Genomic DNA, 21433 nt, shown 5'->3' on the forward strand with positions numbered 1-21433 from the left:
CACCCCCCACCCCCCCCACGGGGCGGGCCGCGCCGCCCCCGACCACCGATTTTTTTCTCGCCAGACTGAGGAGAGGGATGTCCCCGCGTACGAACGAGAGCGCGCCCGAGGGCGGGCACGGTGACCGCCCCGAGGACAATCCGGCGAGCGAGCCGTCCGACGACACCGGCGAACGGGTCTCGGCGCTGCGGCGGTTCTCCGCCTCGGCACGACGCCGGCGTGCCGCGCAACTCGGCTTCTCCGCCCTCTCCCTGGCCGTCGCCCTCACCGCGGGCGCGGTGGCCGTCGGTGCCGCACGGGACGGCGCCGGCGCGGTCACGGTCGCCTCCTCGCCCGACGGAGTCTCCCCCGAACTGCTCGCCGGGAACGATCTCGACGCGAGCATCCGCGCACTCCAGGCCCATCTTCGCGCCCAGCCGCGCGACTACGGCGGCTGGGCGACACTCGGACTGGCCTACGTCGAACAGGCCCGCACCAAGGGCGACCCGTCCCGCTACCCGCAGGCCGGGCGGGCCCTCGACCGCTCGCTGGAACTGCGCCCCGGCGGTGACGCCGCGCTCTGCGGCCGGGCCGCGCTCGCCGCCGCACGTCACGACTTCACCGGCGCCCTCAAGTACGCCGATCTCGCCCTCGCCCAGAACCCCTACAGCGAGCGGGCCCTGTCCTCCCGTATCGACGCCCTCGTGGAACTCGGGCGCTACGACGACGCGTCGAAGGCCGCCGACCTGGCCGACGCGCGCCACCCCGGCGTCCCCGTCTTCACCCGCTACGCCTACGTCCACGAACTGCGCGGCGATGTGAAGACCGCCCGCCGTGTCCTGGAACAGGCCCTCGACACGGCCACCTCGCACGGGGACATCGCCTACGTGGCGACCGCGCTCGGCCAACTCGCCTGGAACCAGGGCGACTACAAGACGGCCCTGCGCGACTACGCCCGGGCTCTGGCCGCGGACGACACCTACCTCCCCGCACTGGAGGGCCGCGCCCGCGCTCAGGCGGCCCAGGGCGACACGGCGGACGCGATCCGCGGCATGGAGCAGGTCGTCGAGCGCTATCCGCTCCCCCAGCCCCTGGTCGAGCTGGGCGAGTTGTACGAGGCGCGAGGGAAGGCGGGCGACCGGGCCAAGGCCCGGGACCAGTACTCCCTCGTGGACGCCTGGGTCGCGCTGGCCCGCGCCAACGGCGTGGACGCCGACCTCGACACCGCGCTCGCCGCCGCCGACCACGGCGACCGCAAGGCCGCGCTGAAGGCCGCCCGCGCCGAGTGGACGCGCCGCCACACCGTGCACACGGCGGACGCCCTCGCCTGGGCCCTGCACGTCAACGGGCAGGACCGGCAGGCCCTTCCGTACGCCCGGCAGGCCACGGCCACCGGCTACCGCAGCGCCACCTTCCTCTACCACCGCGGCATGATCGAGCGGGCCACCGGGAACATCGACCAGGCCCGCGCCTCGCTCACCGAGGCCCTGCGGCTCAACTCCGGCTTCTCGCCGCTGGGCGAGCGTGCGGCCCGTACGGCACTGGAGGCGATGAAGTGAGCCTCAGGCGCCTTCTCGCCTCCGGTGCCGCCGCCCTGACCGCCGTCTGCGCCCTCGTCCTCGCCCCGGCCGGCCCCGCGAGCGCCCACCCGCTCGGCAACTTCACCGTGAACCGGTACGACGGCCTGATCGCCGCTCCCGGACAGCTGCGCATCGACCATGTCGAGGACCTCGCGGAGATCCCCGCCACCCAGGCCGGGCCCGACATCACGAGGCTCGGCCTGACCGAATGGGCGCGTCAGCGGTGCGCGCGGGCGGCCGAAGGCGGCAGGCTCACCGTCTCGGGACGCCCGCTCCCGCTCGCCCTCGGCACGAGCCGCGCGCAGATGCGGCCGGGGCAGGCGGGACTGCACACCTTGCGCGTGGAGTGCGTGCTGACGGCTCCGCTGCCCCGGAGGAGCACCCTCGCCCTCGGCTTCCACAGCGCGGGGACGGCCACCGGACCGGGCTGGCGGGAGATCACCGCACGCGGCGACCGGATGACCCTCACCGCGTCGGATGTTCCGAAGACCTCCGTGTCCCGCGAACTGACCAGCTACCCGAAGGACTTGCTCTCCTCTCCGGCCGACACCGTCACGGCGTCCCTGCGGGTGCGGCCCGGCGGCCCCGCCCTCGCCGCCGACCGGCGGGGCGCTCCGGCCGCCTCCGTCCTGCCGCGCGGCGCCGACCGCTGGACCAGGGCGCTGGAGGATCTGGTCGCACGGCATGACCTCACCCCCGGTTTCGCCGCGCTGGCCCTGGTCATCGCGATCGGCCTGGGCGCGCTGCACGCGCTCGCCCCGGGGCACGGCAAGACGCTGATGGCGGCGACGGCGGCGGCCCGCGGCGGCCGGGCCGGGCTCAGGGACGTGCTGCCCCTGGCCGCCTCGGTGACGGTCACCCACACCCTGGGCGTGGTCACCCTCGGCCTGCTGGTCACGGCCGGTTCGGCGGCGGCGCCGTCGGTGATCGCCTGGCTCGGCCTGGCCAGCGGAGTCTTCGTCACACTGGCGGGCGCGTCCCTCGTCCGGCGGGCCTGGCGCAACCGCGGGCATGCGCACGGGCATACGCACGACCACAGCAATGACCACGACCACGAGCACGGGCACACGCACGACCACAGCCATGAGCACGACCACAGCCATGAGCACGGGCACACGCACGACCACGAACACGACGAGGACGGCCACAGCCACACGCACGGAATCCCCCACACCCACGGCGGCGTCACCCACACGCACCCCATCGCCCCCACCCTCCGCGGCACGATCCTCCTCGGCTTCGCCGGGGGGCTCGTGCCCAGTCCCTCCGCCGTCGTCGTCCTCGTCGGCGCCGCCGCGCTCGGCCAGGCCTGGTTCGGGCTGCTGCTCGTCGTCGCGTACGGCGTCGGGCTCGCCCTGACGCTGAGCGCCGCCGGGTTCGCGGTGGTCAAGATGGGCAGCGGCATGAACCGCGTACTGGACCGGCGCCCGCACTGGACCTCCGGCCCCCTCGCCGCGCTGGTACGCAGGACCGCGCCGCTGGGCTCCGCCTTCGTCGTTCTGGCACTCGGAGCCGGACTGGTTTTCAGGGGGGCGGCATCCGCACTCGGTTGAGCTACGTTTTTTGGGGAGAAATCACGCGGAGTGGAGACATCGCGCCAGAGCGATTGGGGGACGCCCGTGTCCGAAGAACCAGGCCGTGAACGTGTGATCGCGGGACGCTACCGACTGCTGTCCCCCCTCGGGGAGGGTGGCATGGGAACCGTGTGGCGGGCCCGGGACGAGGTGCTGCACCGCGAGGTCGCCGTCAAGGAGGTACGAGCCCCGGCCGGGCTGCCCTCGGCCGAGGTCGAGCGCATGTACACCCGGCTGGAGCGCGAGGCGTGGGCCGCCGCCCGGGTGGCGAACCGGAACGTCGTGACGGTCTATGACGTGGCCCACCAGGACGGCCGGCCCTGGATCGTGATGGAGCTGATCCGCGGTATCGCACTGTCCGACCAGCTGGACGCGGAGGGCCCGCTCTCCCCGCAGCAGGCCGCGCACATCGGCGCCGAGGTGCTGTCCGCCCTGCGCGCGGCGCACGCGGCGGGAGTGCTGCACCGCGATGTGAAGCCGGGCAACGTCCTGCTCGCCAACGACGGCCGGGTGGTCCTCACCGACTTCGGCATCGCCACGGTCGAGGGCAGCTCCGCGCTCACCATGACCGGCGAGGTCATCGGCTCGCCCGAGTTCCTCGCGCCCGAGCGCGCTCTCGGACGCACCCCGGGTCCCGAGTCCGACCTGTGGTCCCTCGGGGTGCTGTTGTACGCGGCGGTCGAGGGCAACTCGCCGTTCAGGCAGAACACCCCGCTCAGCACCTTGCGGGCGGTCGTGGACGAGGAGTTGCCGCCGCCGCGCCGGGCCGGTCCGCTGGCCCCGGTGATCGAGGGGCTGCTGCGCAAGGACCCGGCGCGGCGCATCCCGGCCGAGCAGGCGGAGCGGGACCTGCGGGTCATCGGGGCGGGCGGCACCCCGCGCACCGGCTCCGCCGGGTACGCGCCGACGGTCGCGGCTTCCCCGGGCGGACCGCCGACTCCCCCGTTCCCGGCTCCTGTCGCCTCGCCCTCGACCCTGCCCTCCCGTTCCGCGGCCGGCCCTCCGCCCTCGCGGCGGCGAGGCTCCGCGGCGGTCCTGGTCGCGGGTCTGCTCGCGCTCGTCCTGGCGGTGGCGGGGCTGACGTACGCCCTGATGAACCATGACAACGGCGGCAACAGCGGAAGCGCCGACGGCGGCCCGACGCGCCACGGGAGCACCAGCGGCGCGGCCTCGGGCGGTCCCGCGCCGTACACCTCGTCCGGCGACGGCTCCTCGCCCTCGCACGGAAGCGACGGAAACGGTGGAAGCAGCGGAAGCGGAGGGGCACATACGACGAGCCCGCCCGCCCAGTCGGTCCGGGTGACGGTCACGGGCGCGTACACCGACTACTCGGGGAGCTGCCCGCCGCCGGATGAGCGGGCCCCCCGGTTCACGGCCACCTTCACCGTGAGCAGCGTGCCGGCCGAGGTGTCGTACCGCTGGGTGACGAAGACGGGGCAGGTGTCGGACCCGGGCTGGAAGACCCTGTCGTTCCCCGCGGGCGGCGGCGACACCCAGCAGCGGCAGATCGTCGTCACCACGTACGACGCCGGCGGTTCGGTGCACAACGAGATCGGTGTTGAGGTGCGCGCTCCGGTACGGGTCACCTCCGGGACGGTGCCGTTCTCGGTCACCTGTGAGACGGAGACCCCGACGGACGGGGCCTCCTCCTCGAGCTATTGACCGTCAGGCCGCGCTGGTCAGCGCCGGGAGATAGGCGCCGGAGTGGCCGTCGGCGGTCGGGTGGTAGGACTCGGTGATGTCCAGCCAGTTGACGCTGTGCAGCCAGGCGTTGCTGGAGCAGATCTCGTTGTTGCCGAAGGCGGAGCGGATGTCCACGAAGGTGAAGCCGTGGGCGGCGGCGCGGTCGGCGACGGCCGCGTCGAGGACGTCGGCGGCTCCGTTGATCGCGGACCGCTTGGTCTCGGACAGGCCGAGGCAGCTGGTGCCGAGCTGGTAGAGGCGGGGGTAGCCCAGCACGACCACATGGGCGTTGGGGGCCTTGGCGCTGATCGCCGAGTAGACGCTGTCCAGATTGCCGGGCAGGGTCGAGTCGACGTATGCCTCGGCCGTGGCGATCTTCGACAGGCAGGTGCTGTCGGACGTGAGCACACAGGTCTCCATGACGCTGGTGAAGCCCGCGTCATTGCCGCCGACGTTGATGGAGACGAGGCTCGTGGAGCTGCTGAGGGTGCCGAGCTGATCGTTGATCACATCGGTGGTGGTGGCGCCCAGGCAGGCCATGAAGCTGAAGGAGGAAGGGGAGTGGGCGGCGGCCCACAGATACGGGTAGGCCTTGGTGCTGCGGTCGCAGTCGCCGCTCGAGCTGATGTAGCTGCCCGCGCCGACCCCTGAGGCGTACGAGTCGCCGAGGGCCACATAGCCGCCGGCCGTCGACGCCTGCGCGGTGGTCGCCCCGGTGAGGGCGATATCGGCGGCCAGCAGAAGTGAGGACACCAAGGCCGTGCATCTCAAACGTCTCATGGAAACCGACTCCCTTGTCAGCAGGATCTCTGCGGCAACTGTGGTAGCAGCTGCGCACATTGACTGGAAGTGTTCATGACAAGATCATTTCGGCGCTCACTCTCGCAACGATGTTCGCCATTCGAACCGCGATTCCCGACGGCACCACTGATCACGGGGAACGCATGTTTAGGGCTCACCAAGAACGTGTGAGGGTTGCTTCCGCATCTTGACGGCCCCCCGCCCACTGCGCGACATTGAAGCCCGGCATCCGGCGCTTCGGGGGGCAAAGTCGCCAATGCAGACCTTAGGCATCAAGCCACCTTCATCAGGTGAGGACGGGCAGCCGGAACAAGGTCCGGGAAAGGACCTGCTTCCTCTGCTCACGGGCGCGGCGGTCGCCGTCGCGGGGGTCGGCGCGATCCTCGCTCTCAGCGGCACGGACTCACCGCTGCGCGGCCCGTTCACGCTGTTCTTCCTGCTCGCCGCGCCCGCAATGGCCATCGGCGTCGCCTTGCGGGGGCTCGAACCGTTCGCCCGCGCGGTGGTGTCGGTCGCGGGAGCGATCGCGCTGGACCTGCTGGTCGCCCAGGGCATGCTGGCGGTGCACCGGTGGTCGGTCGGCGGCGGGATCGTCGCGGTGACCGCGATCAGCTCCCTGGTTCTCCTGCTGGTACTGGTACGGCGGCACCACGGCCGTACGGCGAGAAGACGGGCCTGAAGACGTGGACATCAGCGTGTACCGCCCCGGCGACCTCAGCGCCGCCGAACGGGCGGCGTGGACGGCATTGCAGTCGAAGGCCCACCTCAACGGTTCACCCGAACTGGCGAACCCTTTCCTGTCCCCCGAGTTCACGCTCGCCGTCGGCCGGACCAGACGGAGTGTGCGGATCGCCGTCGTACGCGAGGACGGGGAACCCGCCGCGTTCTTTCCGTTCCAGAGAACGGCGGCCGGCGTCGGCCGCGCCGTGGGCCTCGGCGTCTCGGACTGCCAGGGTCTGGTGCACCGGCCGGACTTCACCTGGGACGCACGGGAGCTGCTGCGGGCCTGCGGGCTCGCCGTCTGGGAGTTCGACCATCTGGTGGAGGGCCAGACGCCGTTCGAAGGCTCAGCCTCCGGCGCCTTCCCGTCCCCGGTCATGGACGTCGACCAGGGATATGACGCATATCTGCGCCAACTGCGGGCTCATTCACCGAAGTTCACCCGTACCACGTTCGCCAAGGAGCGCAGGCTCGGACGGGACGCCGGTGAGGTGCACTACGTCCACGACGAGCGCGACCCGGCCGCCCTGCGGACCCTGATGGCCTGGAAGTCCGCGCAGTACCGCAGGACGGGGCGCAGTGACCGCTTCGCGCACCCCTGGATCAACGAGCTGGTGCAGCAGCTCTTCCACACCCGCTCGGAGCCGTTCGCGGGCATCCTGTCGGTGCTCTACGCCGGGGGACGGCCGATCGCCGCGCACTTCGGGCTGCGCACGGAACGGGTGCTGGCCTGCTGGTTCCCGGCCTACGACCCGGCGTACTCGAAATACTCGCCCGGATTGATCCTGCACCTTCGTATGGCCGAGGCCGCCGCCGCCGACGGAATCGCCTATCTGGATCTCGGGCGAGGCCAGAAGGAATACAAAGACTCCCTGAAGACACGTGAACTCATCGTGTCAGAAGGGTGGGTGACCAGACGTCACCCGGTCGCGTTCGGACACCGGGCGCACCGCGTCCCGGTCCGGGCACTGCGCAACGCGGTGCTGTCACGGCCGGAGTTCTTCGAACCGGCCGACAAGATCCTTAAACGGGTTGGGAAAATCCGTTCTAAGGGTTGACTTAAAGACCATACCCGCCAAACCGAGGGACATGTTCCAGGTCTTGCCATAAAGTCGCAATCGTCAATACCGTCATACATCAACCCGCATCGGACCATCATCAAGCGGCTCCAGGGGAGGGCTCGGGTACCGCGATGGCTCCGGGGCGGGGCGCGGTAGGGGGGTGCCGTGCTCGGCGACGTCAGTCGTACGAGCCGTGCCGCGCGACCGGCTGCCGTTGTTTTCCTGGCAGACGGCCTGCTTTGCCAGCTCACCCGGCATGCACGGAGATCGATTTCGGCATGCCGCCAGTGAGAAACCCCCCTTTCGAACCGGACAAAAAGCCGGACTGTCCAGGGGCGGACGGTCCACCGGACGAGAGGGACAAGACTCATGAGCTCTGTTGTGCGCCCTGCAGTTTCGGATCAAGGTAATCAAGGTCCTTTAACTCAGGGGAAGTACCGGCCCATCTCCTCTCACCTGGCCATCGCGCCGCCGGTGAGCGTGGTGATCCCCGCCATGAATGAGGCGGAGAATCTCCCTTACGTCTTCAAGACACTTCCTGACTGGATTCATGAAGTGGTCCTCGTGGACGGCAATTCCACCGACGACACCGTCCAGGTCGCACGTGATCTCTGGCCGGAGGTGAGGGTCGTCGAGCAGCAGGGCAAGGGCAAGGGAGACGCCCTGATCACCGGCTTCGAGGCGTGCACCGGCGACATCATCGTCATGGTCGACGCCGACGGCTCCGCCGACGGCCAGGAGATCGTCAGCTATGTGTCCGCCCTCGTGTCGGGCGCCGACTTCGCGAAGGGCTCGCGCTTCGCGAACGGCGGCGGCACATCGGACATGACCCCGATCCGCAAACTGGGCAACCGGGTGCTGTGCGCGATCGTCAACGCCAAGTTCGGCGCCCGCTACACCGACCTCTGCTACGGCTACAACGCGTTCTGGCGGCACTGCCTCGACAAGATCGACCTCGACTGCACGGGCTTCGAGGTGGAGACCCTGATGAACATCCGGGTGGTCAAGGCCGGCCTGAAGGTGCAGGAGATACCCAGCCACGAGTACCTCCGCATCCACGGCGCGAGCAACCTGCGCGCGGTGCGCGACGGGTTCCGGGTGCTGAAGGTGATCCTCAAGGAGCGCTCCAACCGGCGCGCGCTGCGCCGACGTCCGCACGCGGTCGCGCTCAACTCAACGCAGGGAGAGGTGACTTGAGCAACCCGGACACCTCCGTGGTGATCTGCGTCTACACCGAGGACCGCTGGGAGGACATCCTCGCGGCGGTCGCCTCGGTGCGGGCGCAGTCCCGGCCGGCGCTCGAGACGCTGCTGGTCGTGGACCACAACGAGGCCCTGCTGGAACGGCTGGCCAATGAGTACAAGGGATACGAGGAGGGCGGGGCGGCCGGGAAGGTCCGTGTGCTCGCCAATGCGGGCCCCCGCGGCCTGTCCGCGGGCCGCAACACCGGGATCGCGGCCTCGCACGGCGAGATCATCGCGTTCCTCGACGACGACGCCGTGGCCGAACGCGACTGGCTGAAGCACTTCGCCGAGGGCTACGAGAACCCGCTCGTCATGGCCGTCGGCGGCCGTACGATGCCGGTCTGGGCGTCGGGCCGCCGGCCGGTGTGGTTCCCGGAGGAGTTCGACTGGGTGGTGGGCTGTACCTACAAGGGCCTGCCCCCCGGCCGGGTGCGGGTGCGCAACGTCCTCGGCGGCAACGCCTCCTTCCGGCGCACGGCCTTCGAGGCCGCGGGCGGCTTCGCCACGGGCATCGGGCGCGATGGGGACAAGCGCCCGCTGGGCTGCGAGGAGACGGAGCTGTGCATCCGCCTCACCCGGGCCAGACCGGAAGCGATCCTGCTCATCGACGACCGCGCGGTGATCCACCACCGGGTGCCGGGGCCGCGCGAGCACTTCGCCTACTTCCGCACCCGCACCTACGCCGAGGGCCTCTCCAAGGCCCTCGTGGCCCGCAGCGTCGGCTCCGCCAAGGGCCTTGAGTCCGAGCGCCGCTACACCACCCGCGTCCTGCCGTCCGGGGTGGCCCGCGGACTGCGCGACTTCCTGCTGGCCCGGCCCGGCGGGGCGGGCCGGGCGGGGGCGATCGTCACCGGGGTGCTCACCGCGGCCGGCGGGTACGTGCTCGGGAGCGTCCGGGCGCGCAGGGGCGGCGCAACCTTCACGGTGGTCGAGATCCCGGACGGCAGGATCGCCGAGCTCCCGGGCGGGAAGGGGGACAGCGCATGAGCGAACAGGCCGTACCGATCCTGATGTACCACTCGGTCGCGATGGCGCCCAACGACGCCACACGGGAGCTGTCCGTGGCCCCCGAGGCATTCTCGGAGCAGATGGCCCAGCTCGGCGACCTGGGGTTCACTCCCCTGACCACGGCCGAGCTGGCCCGGTGCTGGCGTGGCGGCGCCCCGCTTCCCGGACGGCCGGTCCTGATCACCTTCGACGACGGCTACGAGGGCGTGCACCGGCACGCCCTCCCCGTCCTGGCCAAACACGGCTTCGTCTCCACGCTGTTCGTCTCGACCGGCTGGATCCGGGGCGTCCATGACACCGGGGGCGGACTGGACACCATGCTCGACTGGGACCAGGTCCGCGGCCTCGCGGCGTCGGGTGTCGAGATCGGCGGGCACAGCCATACGCATCCACAGCTCGACCAGCTCGCCGACGACGCGCTGTGGTTCGAGCTGCTGCGCTGCAAGGAGATCATCGACGGTGAACTGGGCGGCGTTCCCGCCTCGTTCGCCTACCCGTACGGCTACTCCAGCCGCCGGGTGCGCCGCACCGTGCGGGAGGCGGGCTTCGCCCAGTCCCTCGCCGTCGGCAACGCTCTCGCGCGCCGCCGCCAGGGCCCGTACGCCCTGCAACGGGTCACCGTGCGCCGCAGCACCGGAGCCGAGGAGTTCGAACGTCTCGTCCAGGGCCGTGAGGTCGCCCGCAACTTCGCCAGGGACCGCGCCCTGACCAAGGGATACGCCGTGGTCCGAAGAGCACGACAGGTTCGCCGGAAGGCCACGCGTTCCCGTGTCTGACACGACCACCACAACCCAGGCCCAGGACACCACGACCGAGGCGCCCGAACCCTCCGGCCGCCGTCTGCGCCTGCCCGGACGCGGCGCGGGCGCCGGCGGCACCGGCGGCGGCAGCCAGTTGTTCCGCAACGCCTACGCGCTGATGCTCAACACCGGTATCTCGGCGGTGCTCGGCCTCGGCTACTGGCTGGTCGCGGCCCGCTACTACTCCGACTCCGCGGTGGGCCAGGGCAGCGCCGCGATCGCCGCGATGAAGCTCCTGGCCGGGCTCACCGCGGTCACGCTCACCGGGGCCCTGGCCCGCTTCATCCCGATCTCCGGGCGCACCACCGGGCGCCTCATCTTCCGTACGTACGCGGGCAGCTCCCTCGTGGTGGCGGTCGCGGCGGGGATCTTCCTGCTGACACTGAACGTGTGGGGGACCTCCTACCGGTTCCTGCACGGCACCGCCCCTGCGCTCGTCTTCGTGGTGGCCGTCGTCGCCTGGAACCTGCTCACCCTCCAGGACGGTGTGCTCACCGGGCTGCGCAGCGCCCCGTGGGTGCCGGTGGGCAACACCGTGTTCTCCGCGGTCAAGCTGGTCCTGCTCGTCGGCTTCGCCGCGGCGATCCCGATGTTGGGTGTCTTCGTCTCCTGGGTCGCCGCCATCGCCACATCCGTACTGCCGCTCGGCTGGCTGGTGTTCCGGCGTCTGGTGCCCCGGCACGTCAAGGCCACCGAGGACCAGGCCAGGCCGCCGACGCTGAACGAGATCGGCCGCTTCCTCGCCGGCGACTACACCGGGTCGCTCTTCTCCCTGGCCGTGGTCTATCTCGTACCGGTGATCGTGGCCTCGCAGGTCAGCGCCGCGGACAACGCGTACTTCTACATCACCACCACCATAGGCGGCACCACCAACCTGCTCGCCATCAACATGGGCGCCTCGCTCACCGTCGAGGGCTCGCACGACCCGGCGCGGCTCGCCGCCAACACCCGCGCCGCCCTCAAGCGCATGTCCCGGATCATGCTGCCGGTGTGCGGGGTGCTGTTCGTCGGCGCGCCCTGGATCCTGCACGTCTTCGGCGAGGGCTACGCCCACGCGGCGACCGGGCTGCTGCGCTGGTTCGTTGTGGGAGCGCTGCTGCGGGTCGTCATGGAGACGTACTTCGCGGTGCTGCGCGCCCAGAGCCGTACCGCCGGACTCGCCTATCTCCAGGGCCTGCTGTGCGTCCTGGTGCTCGGGCTGACCCTGCTGCTGCTCCCCCGCATGGGGCTGACGGGCGCGGGGGTGGCGGAGATCTCCAGCCTCGCGGTGATCGTGTCGATCGCGGCGCCGAAGCTGTTCAAGATCGTTCGCACCGCGCCCTCCGACGCCGTACCGGAGGACGCGGCGGACGGTGACCTCGCCGACCTGGGGACGCACGAGGCCCCCGCGCCCGAAGCCGATGAGCCGAAATCCGGGCCGTCCTGGGCGAAGAAGCTCGACGCCGACACCCTGGCGCTCGGCATCCACGTCGACTTCGACCACCAGGAGCGCCGACCGGACGTACGCCCCGGACCGGGCACCCCGCCCACCGGAACCCCCGTGGTGTCCTCGCCGCACGACCACGAGGGACCGGTGCGGGAGCCTCGGCCGGCCTCCGGCCGCCCGGGCGCTCCGGGAGCGCTCCGGTTCCGCCCGACCCGCACCGGGCTGCTGCTCGGCTGTCTGCTCGTCTGCGCCCTTCTGCTGTACTGGGTGCCTGCCCTCAGGCTCGACGACGCCTCGCTGGACCGGATGGGCGGCCTGGGGCTGATCTCGGTCCTGCCACCGCTGACCCTCACCGGAGCCGCACTGCTGATCGTGGTGTTCGCCGCACTGCTGTGGCGTGGCCACGAGTCCCGTTCCCTGCTGCTGGTCACGCTGCTCGCCACGGTCGTGTCACTGCACGCCCTGCCCGCGGTGATCGAGACCGAGCCGCGGTTCGCCACGGCCTGGCAGCACCTGGGCTTCCTGGACTACATCGACCGCACCGGCTCCGCCGTTCCCGACCTGGACGCCCGCTGGAGCTGGCCCGGCTTCTTCGCGGCGGCGGCGTTCATCGCACGGGCCTGCGGGGTCACCGATCTCGCCGAGGTCATCCGCTGGTGGCCCTTGACGATCCAGCTCCTTTACCTGCCCCCGCTGTTCCTCCTGACGCGCTCGCTCAGGGCGAGCTGGCGCGCCAAGTGGACCGGGATCTGGATCTTCGTGCTCAGCGGCTGGGTCGGTCAGGACTACTTCTCCCCGCAGGGCTTCACCTTCCTGTTCTATCTGGCGTTCGTGGCGATCCTGCTGATGTGGTTCCGCGCCCCGCATGTGATCTGGACGAAGGCACGCCCGGGCGAGGCGGAGGTCGAACCGGCCTCCCGCGGTCAGCGGGCCGTACTGCTGATGGTGCTGACCGGCCTGTACGCGGCGAGCGTCGCGGCCCATCAGCTCACCCCGTTCGTGATGCTCGGCGTGCTCGCGGCGCTCGTCCTCGCTCGCCGCTGTGAACTGCGCGGCCTGCCCGTCCTGTTCGCGGTGCTCGTCGCGTTCTGGGTCGGCTTCATGGCCGAGCCGTACTGGTCCGGGCACTTCGACGAGCTCTTCGGCGGGGTCGGCGGCGTGGGCAGCAATGTGACGACGTCCGTCTCCGGGCGCATCCAGGGCGGCGACCCGACGCACAAGCTGGTGCTCTACGCGCGCGTGCTGCTCGCGGGCGGCGTCATGGCGTTCGCCTGCCTGGGCTGGCTGCGGCGCCGGATGAACAAGTACCGCGAGCGCTCGCTGCTCGTGCTCACCTTCGTGCCGTTCCTCGGCTTCGGCATGCAGTCGTACGGCGGCGAAATGGCCCTGCGCGTCTTCATGTTCGCGGTGCCGGGCGCGGCCCTGCTCGCGGGGCTCGCCCTGTTCCCGCGCACCGGGGCGACGGCCGAGGAGCGGGACAAGGGGCGCGGGTTCCTCGCCCCGCTGGCGGCGCTCATGGCGGGCCTGCTGCTGATGGGCGGCTTCCTGGTGGCCCGCTGGGGCAACGAGCCGTTCGAGCGGATCCGCCCGGGCGAGGTCGCGGCCATGGACTATGTGTACGGGCACGACGACCCGACGGTACGGCTGCTGTGGCTGAGCAACGACACCGCCACCAACGTCACCCCCGCGATGCCGTGGGGAGCCAAGGACATGGAGAAGGTGCAGTACGTTCCGGTGCTGGCGCCCATCGATCCGGTCCTGGTGTCGAGCCTGGTCAAGTCGCTCAAGGACGCGGGCCCGAATTCATATCTGATGATCAACGTCAGTCAGACGACCTATCTGCGGATGGACGTGGGTTACCCGACGGCCTGGGAGTCCCGGCTCATCGGGAACCTGGACCGGCGCCCGGAGCTGAAGAAGGTCCTGGTCAACAGCGACGTGACCATGTACGCACTCCGCCGGGGGCCTGCGGGCGCCGTCGCCACACCGCATCCGGGTCCCATCGGGCCTCGGGTGACGTGGACTCCATGGTCGGTCGTGGGCGGGTTCGCGGCCGGGGCGCTGGTCCTGCTGCTCATGGCCCGGGAGGTCGTACGGGTGGCGGTGCGGCCCGGCGTGCGGCAACTGCGGTGGCTGCAGTCCAGCTTCTGGTTCTCACTGCCGCTGCTGGCGGTGCTGCTCGCCTCACTGGTGCAGCGGTTCCTGACCATGGGCAAGGGCTGATTCCCGGTGGCGTACGGCCCGATGCGGCTCAGCGCTGGAGCCACGTCACGCCGTACGCCTTCATGTCGAACCGCTTTCCGTCCACCTGGGCGCTGATGGGCCGGTTCAGGGTGTTCACCACGAGGACGACCTTGTCGGTGGCGAGGACGCGCACATCGGGAAGGTCGTCCTCGGCCGTCGGCACCGTCCGGTACACCGTGCCGGGCGGGAACGCCTTGGCGAACCTGGACACCAGGTCGTACATGGGCAGCGCACCGCCGCCGGCTGCGGTGTCGGTCGGTGTCCACAGGCAACCGGGACAGCCGGGGCCCTTCGCGTTCTCCGGGTTCCAGTAGAAGCCCGAGGAGGCGCCGCCCTTGACGAGGGCGATCATCCCGGCGGCCTGCACGGCGACCCGGTGGTCCTCACTCCAGCCCTTGCGGTCGTCGTTGGCGTCGGCGGGCTCGACGTAGTACTCGGCCCACCACAGCGGCAGGCCCCGGGTCTGCTGCCGCACCCAGGCGCTGACGGCGGTGAACTTGTCGGTGGCCGCGAACTCGTCGGGCACCATGTCGTCGTCCTTGGTGTAGCTGGAGCCGTCCACGACGACGAAGTCGGCACCCGCCTTGTGCTTGTTCCAGTAGTCGAACGCGTCGAGGACCCTCTGGTCCATGGCGCCCCAGGGACCGCGCAGGGCCGTGGAGGCGTTCTGCTGCTGCCGTGGGTCGACGCTGTCCATGACGAGGTACGGTCCGCCCACCATGATCTGCGGGTCGACCTGTTTGAGCGCCTTGTAGACGAGGTTGTAGAGCTGGGTGTAGCCCTCGTAGTCCCACCGGCCCTTCGCGTTGTTCCAGAAGCCCTTGAACTCGTTCCAGACCACGAAGTGGCGCACGTCCGGGTAGCGCCTGGCGACGGTGGCGGCGAGGGCCGCGAAGTCCTTGTAGTGGTCCGGGGTAGGGGCTGTCTCCAGGGCGGACTGGCTCCAGTCGGTGCTGTTCACCCCCGCCCTGCCCCCCTTCATCCAGTCCGGGGAGCAGCACAGGGTGATGACCGGGGTGCCGCCGGACCTGCGGATGAAGTCGATACGGCGGTCCATCTCCTCGAAGTCGTAATGGCCCTTGACCGGCTCGGGGTTGCCCGCGCCCCACCCCATGATGTGCTGGTTCTGCGGCATCCCGGTCCCGGAGAGCAGGCCCGCCACACGTGCGGTGGCGCTGCCACTGCCCTCGTCCGCGCTGAACTGGGTGTGTGTGAACCCCCAGCCGACGTCGGGGTCCGTGTGCGCGGGCGGGGTGGCCGGTGTGCCGTGCACCCGGTCACCGTCGGGCATGGTGCCCTTCGTACTCGGGCCGTCGCCGGGCAACGTGCCGATCAGGGTCACCACCAGGGCCGCGACAGCCACCACCACGCCGAGCACCGCGGTCAGGCGCCACCGCAGAGCCCCCGTATCCCACCCATGACGTCCCATCATGAGCCACACTAACGGCGGGAATCGGGCCGCGGGCAGGTTTCGTCGTGCAGCAGTACGACGGCCCCCGCACCCTGACGTACCGGATACGGCGACGCCCCGCACCAGGGCGTACCGGATGCATCGGGAGCACGGCAGGAGCGGCCTGCACGGCCGGCGAAGCCGACACACCCGACGCACCACGGAAACCGGGTGCACCGGGGGGCGTCGTGACGGATCATGGCGGCATGTCCGCGAACCCTTACGAGGCTCTGCCGGTCCGGCTCAACGTCGATGACAGCGACTCGCCGTCCGATGTCGTCGACGCGCTGTTCCTCGGCCGCTTCGCGACAGGCGACCAGCCGTACTCGCACGCGGCGAACATCGACCGTGTGCGCTCCGGTGCCACACTGCTGCCCCCGGGCGCACGGCTGCTGCGTGTCGCCCGCGACGACGACCGCAGCGCGACCCTCGCGGAGGGCGACGGCTGGACGCTGCTCGTCTCCCGCTGGAACCGTGGCGCGGACGTCACGGTCACCGCGACCAGTGCCGAGCTGGCCGAGAAGGTGCTGGGCGAGGCCACGGACGGCGCGGCGGACGAGCCCGAACCACAGCCGGAGAACGTGACCATGGGCTTTTGGTACGTGTCGCCGAGGCGCGGCCCGCACCGTACGACGCGGCAGATCTCGGCGGGCACATGGGACGAGGTCCGCCCGAACTACACGGCGCCGGTCGCGGACGCCATGGACCGCCTGATGCTGACGACGCCCGAGGACATCGCGGGCCGTCTGCTGCTGCTCCACGGCCCTCCGGGCACGGGCAAGACCTCCGCCCTGCGCACCCTGGCCCGCTCGTGGCGCGACTGGTGCCAGGTGGACTGCGTCCTCGACCCCGAGCGCCTCTTCTCCGATGTCGGCTATCTGATGGACATCGCGATCGGCGAGGACGACGGGGCGGGCAAGGGCCGCTGGCGTCTGCTGCTGCTGGAGGACTGCGACGAGCTGATCCGCGGCGAGGCGAAGCACACGGCGGGACAGGCCCTGTCACGTCTGCTGAATCTGACGGACGGGTTGCTGGGTCAGGGCAGGAACGTTCTGGTGGGCGTCACGACGAACGAGGACCTGGAGCGCCTGCACCCCGCCGTCGTCCGCCCGGGCCGCTGTCTGGCCCGTATCGAGGTCGGCCCGCTGACCCGCCGCGAGGCGGTGAGCTGGCTGGGCCAGGAGGAGGGCGTGGGCCGCGACGGTGCGACCCTCGCGGAGCTGTACGCGCTCCAGCGGGGGACCTCGCCGGCGTCGGTGCCGGACCCGAGGGCGGGCGCGGACTCCGGGCTCTATCTGTGACCACGCCGCTGGAAGCCGGGGCCGGTGCTTTGATGGACGTATGACCCTCTTCGTCGGCACGTCGGGGTGGCAGTACCGGGACTGGCGCGATGTCCTGTACCCGGCCGACGTGCCCATGCGGTTGTGGCTGGAGGAGTACGCGGCCGGGTTCGCCACGGTCGAGATCAACAACGCCTTCTACCGGCTGCCGTCCCGGGAGACCTTCGAGAGCTGGCGGGAACGGGTGCCGGGGGACTTCGTGGTGGCGGTGAAGGCGAGCCGCTTTCTGACACACATCAAACGCCTGCGGGAACCCGAGGAGCCGGTGCACCGGCTGATGAGCCATGCGGCGGGTCTCGGCGACCGGCTCGGCTCCGTCCTTCTCCAGCTCCCGCCCACCCTGCGCGCCGACCCCGCCCTGCTCTCCGCCTGCCTCGCCTGCTTCCCGTCCGGCACCCGGGTCGCGGTGGAACCCCGCCATGACTCGTGGTGGACGCCTCAGGTGCGGGAGGTGCTGGAGGCGCACGGCGCGGCGCTGTGCTGGGCGGATGTGCTCTCCCGCCCGGTCACTCCCCTGTGGCGCACCGCCGACTGGGGCTATGTGCGCTTCCACGCGGGCCGCGCCCGGCCGTGGCCGCACTACGGCCGGGCGTCCCTGACGTCCTGGGTGCACCGCGTCGAGGCGGCCTGGCCCGACGGGCGGGACGTGTACGCGTACTTCAACAACGACCCGCACGCGGCGGCGGTCCTGGACGCGACGACGTTCGTTCACATCGCGACGAAGGCGGGCCTGCCGGTGACGCGCACACCCCGCCTCGCGCGCACGGCACAGACGGCGTAGCCGGGGGCTCGCTCCCGTCAGTGCCGGTAGGCCGCCCGCAGGGCGTCGCGTACCGCGGTCAGCGCATCGTCCTCTCCGAGCCCCAGCCGCCGCACCCGCTCGGCATAGGCCTGCGCGGCACTCGCCGCCTCCTTGTCCGCGGCGGTTCCGGCGGCGGCCACGAACGTGCCGTTGCGCCCCCTGGTCTCGATCACCCCGTCCGTCTCCAGGGCCCGGTACGCCTTGGCGACCGTGTTCGGCGCGAGCTCGAGCGACTCGGCCAGACCGCGTACGGTCGGCAGCCGGTATCCCACCGGCAGCGCCCCCGACCGGGCCTGCTCGGCGATCTGGGCGCGCACCTGCTCGTAGGGCGCGGCCCCCTCCTCGATATGGATCTTCAGGGTCACAGGCCGATTGTGGCGCAGCTTGCCCGTGGCGGCGAAAAACCGGAGGCATACGGCCTGGACGGCCGCGTAGCGTGCGGCCATATGACCGTGACTGTGACCGTTCGAGAAGTCGACCCCGAGCGCGCGGCGGACACCGAAGCCTTCGCCCGTATCCGCCATCGCGCCCTGCCGTGCATGGTCTCCACCGGCACGTCGATCGCCTACGCCGTACGGCACACGCATCCCGACGCGCACTACCGGCCCCTGCTCGCCGTGGCGGACGGCGAACCCATCGCAACGGCCCAGGTCGGGCTGGTGCACGACAGCCCGGAACCCGGCAACGCATACGCCCATGTCCACGTCGACCCGGACCGGACGGGGACGGGCCTCGGCGCGGGCTCCCTGCTGGTGCGCACCGTCGAGGAGCGACTGCGGGCGCTGGGCGCGACCAGGGTCTACTCCTGGGTGCTGGACAGGCCCGCGTGCCTCTCCTTCGCGAAGAAGCGCGGCTACCGTGCGGGCCGTTCCTCCCACTTCCTCCGGCTCGATCTGGCGAACGGCACGCTGCCCCCGCTCCAGGAGCCCGCGCCGGGTGTGGAGCTGCGCACGGCCGTCGACTTCGCCGATGATCCCCGTCCCCTGTTCGCGCTGGATGCGGAGGTGGTCCAGGACGAACCGAGCGATGTCGAGTACCAGTTCACCGACTACGAGGCATGGCTGAAGGAGACCTGGCATCATCCGCTCCTGTCCCGCGACCTGACCTCGGTCGCGGTCGTCGACGGCCGCCCGGTCGCCTTCAGCGCGGCCCGCACCGACGGCGCCGGCAGATACGGAACGGCCATGACGGGCACCGCCCGCGACTTCCGCGGCCGGGGGCTGGCCAAGCTCGTCAAGAACCACTCCCTGCACCGTGCCCGCGCCGCCGGTCTCACGGAGGCGTTCACGGGCAACGACACCACCAACGGACCCATGCTCGCGATCAACAAGTGGTTCGGCTACGAGATCTGCGCGACGGAGGTGCAGCATGTCCGCGAACTCGGCTGACCGCCCGCGCCCGGTGGGCGTGGTCCTGGTCAAGGCGGGCCGTACGAAGATCCGTTACCCGGCCGAGCTGCTCGAGGACGACGGCACCCGGGTCGTCGTACGCGCCCCCTGGGCGGGCGACGGCGTCCGCGACTTCGGCTTCGTACGGTTCGAGGCCGGTGACGTCTTCACCGAGTACTACTGGCGCGACCGCTGGTACGCCGTGAAGGAGGTCCGTGACGGGCGGGGCGTGCTGAAGGGCTGGTACTGCGACATCACCCGCCCGGTCACGTTCCTCGACGGCGAACTGGTGGTCGAGGATCTCGATCTGGACCTGTGGCGTTCCCCGGACGGCCGGTCCGTACTGCGCCTGGACGAGGACGAGTTCGCGGTCAGCGGACTCGCGGCGGCGGACCCGGCCGCCGCCGACGCGGCGGCACGGGCGCTGGACGCCCTCGAACTCCTTGCCCGCGAGGGCGGTTTCGAGGCTCTGCTGGCCTGAGCCCACGTCGCGTCAGAGCGTCGCCGTCACCGCATACCGCTCGTCCTCGACCTCCTTCCCCCACAGCCGGGGGTCGTCCGACAGACGCTCCACGCGCACATCGCGGGCGAGGGGCGCGAGGAGGTCGGTCACCCGGTCCGCGGGCAGGCCGACCGGGTTCACCGCTCCCCACACCCCCTCGATGAGGACGAGCCGCCCTCCCCCGCCGGAGGCGCTGTCGGGGCGCAGCAGTCCTCGCCAGTGCCGCAGGGCCAGGCCCGGGTCCGGCAGGGCCCACAGCACATGGCGGACGAGGACGGTGTCGAAGAGCTGTTCGCCGACCGGCGGGGCCGCGGCGTCGCCGACCATGAACACGGCGTCACGGCCGGCCAGCTTGGCGCGGGCGAGCCCGACCATGTTCGGCGACAGGTCCACGCCTGTCACGCGGTGTCCACGCTCGGACGCGAGGAGCGACAGGCTGCCGGTGCCGCAGCCCAGGTCGAGAACGTCACCGGGCCGCTCCGGCAGCCAGCGCGCCAGCCGGGCGGCCCATGCCTCGCGCACAGCGGGGTCGCGCAGGCCGTGGTCCGGTTCGTCGTCGAAGGTGGCGGCGGCGCGGTCCCAGTCCACTTCCCCGCCCGTTCCCTCCCGGGTTCCCGATGTTTCGGATCGCTTGTTCTTGGCCATGTTCCTGGTCATGTACCTGGTCACACCGCCATCGTGACAGCCACCACTGACAGTCCGATCGTGACCGCCGCCACAGACAGACCGTGAACCAATGAGTAACCCTCGCCGAACGGGTCTACCTCCGCACAAACGCGAAACCCGGTAGGCACAAGGAGGCAGCCATGCGCCGAGTGACCGTGCACAAGCCCCTGAAGAGGGCCGATTCTCGCCGGCTGCGGGAAGATGCCGACGAGCGCCCTGCCGACCGCCCCGAGGTGCGCAAGGACATCGCGCGCATCTGGTGGCCGGAGGGCTGAGAGCGGCGCGCCCGTCACCCTGGCGCATCACCGGCAGCCCCGGTCCAGCCGCTTGCGGTAGCGCACACGGTCGCACGGCCCGTCGGCGCGGCACTCCACGACCTCATATCCGAGCGAGGGCTGCGGGCCTCGTCGACCAGACGGCAGGGCATCCGGCGGCTTCTGAAGGACGCGCTTGACTTTGCCGTGCCACCCGCCGCGCATCGCCCCTTGGCGCCCACGCTCGCCGGGGCGTCCATCCTTGCCGCGCGGCAGGCGATCGGCTCGGGGGCGGTCGAACGAACTCGGCGGCATTACGAGTTGGCGAAGTGTGCCGCGCGGCGCCGAGGCCCCGAGGTATCTCGCGCACGCCATGGGCGCACGGGCATACCTGCTGAGTGACGCCGGGCGGGCAGCGCTCACCGTCGACCTGGTGCGCGGCGCTCACCAGGGCCACCCCGTCGTGCCGCCGCTCTGCCGCGTCCATGACCCACTGGCAGACGCTCCGAGTGGTTGTAAGTGCAGACCTACCGTCCCTTTCTGACAGTGGACGCACGAACGCCATTCCTTTCGACTTTCCGGACGTAGAGTGCTCTCGGTCAATTCTTCTCGGGCGCTCTCGGCGCGCCCTCGCGATCCGATTGGCGGACCACTGCGCGAATTCATCCGCGAACCTCTTGCCCGCGCGTTCACTCCAGTTTCCACGGCGTGATGAACGTGCGACTCGGGTAGGTGTGGTCCTTCCCTGCGGGGCCCGCAGGGTGCGGATCGCCCACGGCGAGAACATCCGTCTCCCCCCTCCCCGCTCCGCCGCAATTCCTTCCTTATGAATCCTGAACCGCTTCGGGTTCGGGAATTTTCCATGCAGCACTGAGCCCGCCATGCATCAACGCACGCCGCTAACCCATGGA

Annotated in this window: 18 protein-coding genes and 1 pseudogene; 15 read left to right on the forward strand and 4 right to left on the reverse strand. The window is 70.9% G+C overall.

What is annotated here, in order from left to right; translation table 11 throughout:
- The first annotated feature begins 77 nt into the window (after positions 1-77).
- From ABZ845_RS19835 to ABZ845_RS19845, 3 genes are all read left to right on the forward strand, one after another.
- Positions 78-1538 (forward strand): tetratricopeptide repeat protein, encoded by a 1461-nt coding sequence (locus ABZ845_RS19835; RefSeq protein ID WP_360981212.1) that lies wholly within the window; start codon positions 78-80, stop codon positions 1536-1538.
- The gene (locus ABZ845_RS19840; RefSeq protein ID WP_360981215.1) at positions 1535-3112 is read left to right on the forward strand and encodes a nickel transporter; all 1578 of its coding nucleotides are present in this window, start codon (positions 1535-1537) and stop codon (positions 3110-3112) included. Before ABZ845_RS19835 ends, ABZ845_RS19840 begins: the two co-directional genes overlap by 4 nt.
- Positions 3113-3178: 66 nt before the next feature.
- Positions 3179-4795 (forward strand): serine/threonine-protein kinase, encoded by a 1617-nt coding sequence (locus ABZ845_RS19845; RefSeq protein WP_360981218.1) that lies wholly within the window; start codon positions 3179-3181, stop codon positions 4793-4795.
- Between the two features lie 3 nt (positions 4796-4798).
- Here the strand turns inward: ABZ845_RS19845 and ABZ845_RS19850 are convergent, their stop codons facing one another.
- Positions 4799-5596 carry an SGNH/GDSL hydrolase family protein gene (locus tag ABZ845_RS19850; protein ID WP_360981221.1) on the reverse strand — a complete coding sequence of 266 codons (798 nt, stop codon included), beginning with the start codon at positions 5594-5596 and terminating at the stop codon, positions 4799-4801.
- Between the two features lie 277 nt (positions 5597-5873).
- Between ABZ845_RS19850 and ABZ845_RS19855 the strand changes: the two genes are divergently transcribed.
- The 6 genes from ABZ845_RS19855 (at position 5874) to ABZ845_RS19880 (ending at position 14099) form a co-directional block, all read left to right on the forward strand.
- The gene (locus ABZ845_RS19855) at positions 5874-6296 is read left to right on the forward strand and encodes a hypothetical protein (protein ID WP_360981224.1); all 423 of its coding nucleotides are present in this window, start codon (positions 5874-5876) and stop codon (positions 6294-6296) included.
- Positions 6297-6300: 4 nt separating this feature from the next.
- Complete coding sequence (locus tag ABZ845_RS19860) at positions 6301-7395, forward strand: GNAT family N-acetyltransferase (RefSeq protein ID WP_360981227.1); 1095 nt, start codon at positions 6301-6303, stop codon at positions 7393-7395.
- 372 nt (positions 7396-7767) lie between these two features.
- Positions 7768-8595 carry a glycosyltransferase family 2 protein gene (locus ABZ845_RS19865; RefSeq protein ID WP_360981230.1) on the forward strand — a complete coding sequence of 276 codons (828 nt, stop codon included), beginning with the start codon at positions 7768-7770 and terminating at the stop codon, positions 8593-8595.
- Positions 8592-9629: a glycosyltransferase family 2 protein gene (locus tag ABZ845_RS19870; RefSeq protein ID WP_360981233.1), complete on the forward strand. Its 1038-nt coding sequence runs from the start codon at positions 8592-8594 to the stop codon at positions 9627-9629. The genes ABZ845_RS19865 and ABZ845_RS19870 overlap by 4 nt, the downstream gene beginning before the upstream one ends.
- Positions 9626-10426: a polysaccharide deacetylase family protein gene (locus ABZ845_RS19875; RefSeq protein WP_360981236.1), complete on the forward strand. Its 801-nt coding sequence runs from the start codon at positions 9626-9628 to the stop codon at positions 10424-10426. Before ABZ845_RS19870 ends, ABZ845_RS19875 begins: the two co-directional genes overlap by 4 nt.
- The gene (locus ABZ845_RS19880; protein ID WP_360981239.1) at positions 10419-14099 is read left to right on the forward strand and encodes a lipopolysaccharide biosynthesis protein; all 3681 of its coding nucleotides are present in this window, start codon (positions 10419-10421) and stop codon (positions 14097-14099) included. The genes ABZ845_RS19875 and ABZ845_RS19880 overlap by 8 nt, the downstream gene beginning before the upstream one ends.
- Positions 14100-14127: 28 nt before the next feature.
- On the opposite strand, the gene ABZ845_RS19885 is transcribed toward ABZ845_RS19880, so the two are convergent.
- Positions 14128-15549, reverse strand: coding sequence for a xylan 1,4-beta-xylosidase (locus ABZ845_RS19885; RefSeq protein WP_360981399.1), 1422 nt, complete (start codon positions 15547-15549; stop codon positions 14128-14130).
- 227 nt (positions 15550-15776) lie between these two features.
- Between ABZ845_RS19885 and ABZ845_RS19890 the strand changes: the two genes are divergently transcribed.
- Positions 15777-16871 (forward strand): DUF5925 domain-containing protein, encoded by a 1095-nt coding sequence (locus ABZ845_RS19890; RefSeq protein WP_360981242.1) that lies wholly within the window; start codon positions 15777-15779, stop codon positions 16869-16871.
- A 40-nt stretch (positions 16872-16911) separates the two neighbouring features.
- Positions 16912-17691 carry a DUF72 domain-containing protein gene (locus tag ABZ845_RS19895; protein WP_360981245.1) on the forward strand — a complete coding sequence of 260 codons (780 nt, stop codon included), beginning with the start codon at positions 16912-16914 and terminating at the stop codon, positions 17689-17691.
- Between the two features lie 17 nt (positions 17692-17708).
- Here ABZ845_RS19895 and ABZ845_RS19900 read toward each other — a convergent pair whose 3' ends face one another.
- Positions 17709-18077, reverse strand: coding sequence for a GntR family transcriptional regulator (locus tag ABZ845_RS19900; protein ID WP_360981248.1), 369 nt, complete (start codon positions 18075-18077; stop codon positions 17709-17711).
- A gap of 87 nt (positions 18078-18164) precedes the next feature.
- Between ABZ845_RS19900 and ABZ845_RS19905 the strand changes: the two genes are divergently transcribed.
- On the forward strand, positions 18165-19100 hold the full coding sequence (locus ABZ845_RS19905) for a GNAT family N-acetyltransferase (protein ID WP_360981402.1): 936 nt from the start codon (positions 18165-18167) through the stop codon (positions 19098-19100).
- Positions 19081-19581, forward strand: a complete 501-nt coding sequence (locus ABZ845_RS19910; RefSeq protein WP_360981251.1) for a DUF402 domain-containing protein — start codon at positions 19081-19083, stop codon at positions 19579-19581. The genes ABZ845_RS19905 and ABZ845_RS19910 overlap by 20 nt, the downstream gene beginning before the upstream one ends.
- 12 nt (positions 19582-19593) lie before the next feature.
- Here the strand turns inward: ABZ845_RS19910 and ABZ845_RS19915 are convergent, their stop codons facing one another.
- Positions 19594-20247 carry a class I SAM-dependent methyltransferase gene (locus ABZ845_RS19915; protein WP_360981405.1) on the reverse strand — a complete coding sequence of 218 codons (654 nt, stop codon included), beginning with the start codon at positions 20245-20247 and terminating at the stop codon, positions 19594-19596.
- Positions 20248-20408: 161 nt separating this feature from the next.
- On the opposite strand from ABZ845_RS19915, the gene ABZ845_RS19920 reads away from it, so the two are divergent.
- Together ABZ845_RS19920 and ABZ845_RS19925 are read left to right on the forward strand one after the other, a co-directional pair.
- Positions 20409-20543, forward strand: a complete 135-nt coding sequence (locus ABZ845_RS19920; protein ID WP_360981254.1) for a hypothetical protein — start codon at positions 20409-20411, stop codon at positions 20541-20543.
- A gap of 119 nt (positions 20544-20662) precedes the next feature.
- A pseudogene (locus ABZ845_RS19925) lies at positions 20663-20973 on the forward strand (XRE family transcriptional regulator); the annotation flags it as partial.
- Between the last annotated feature and the right edge of the window lie 460 nt (positions 20974-21433).

It is taken from the genome of Streptomyces sp. NPDC047022 (assembly GCF_040644155.1).
In the GTDB taxonomy this organism is placed as follows: domain Bacteria; phylum Actinomycetota; class Actinomycetes; order Streptomycetales; family Streptomycetaceae; genus Streptomyces.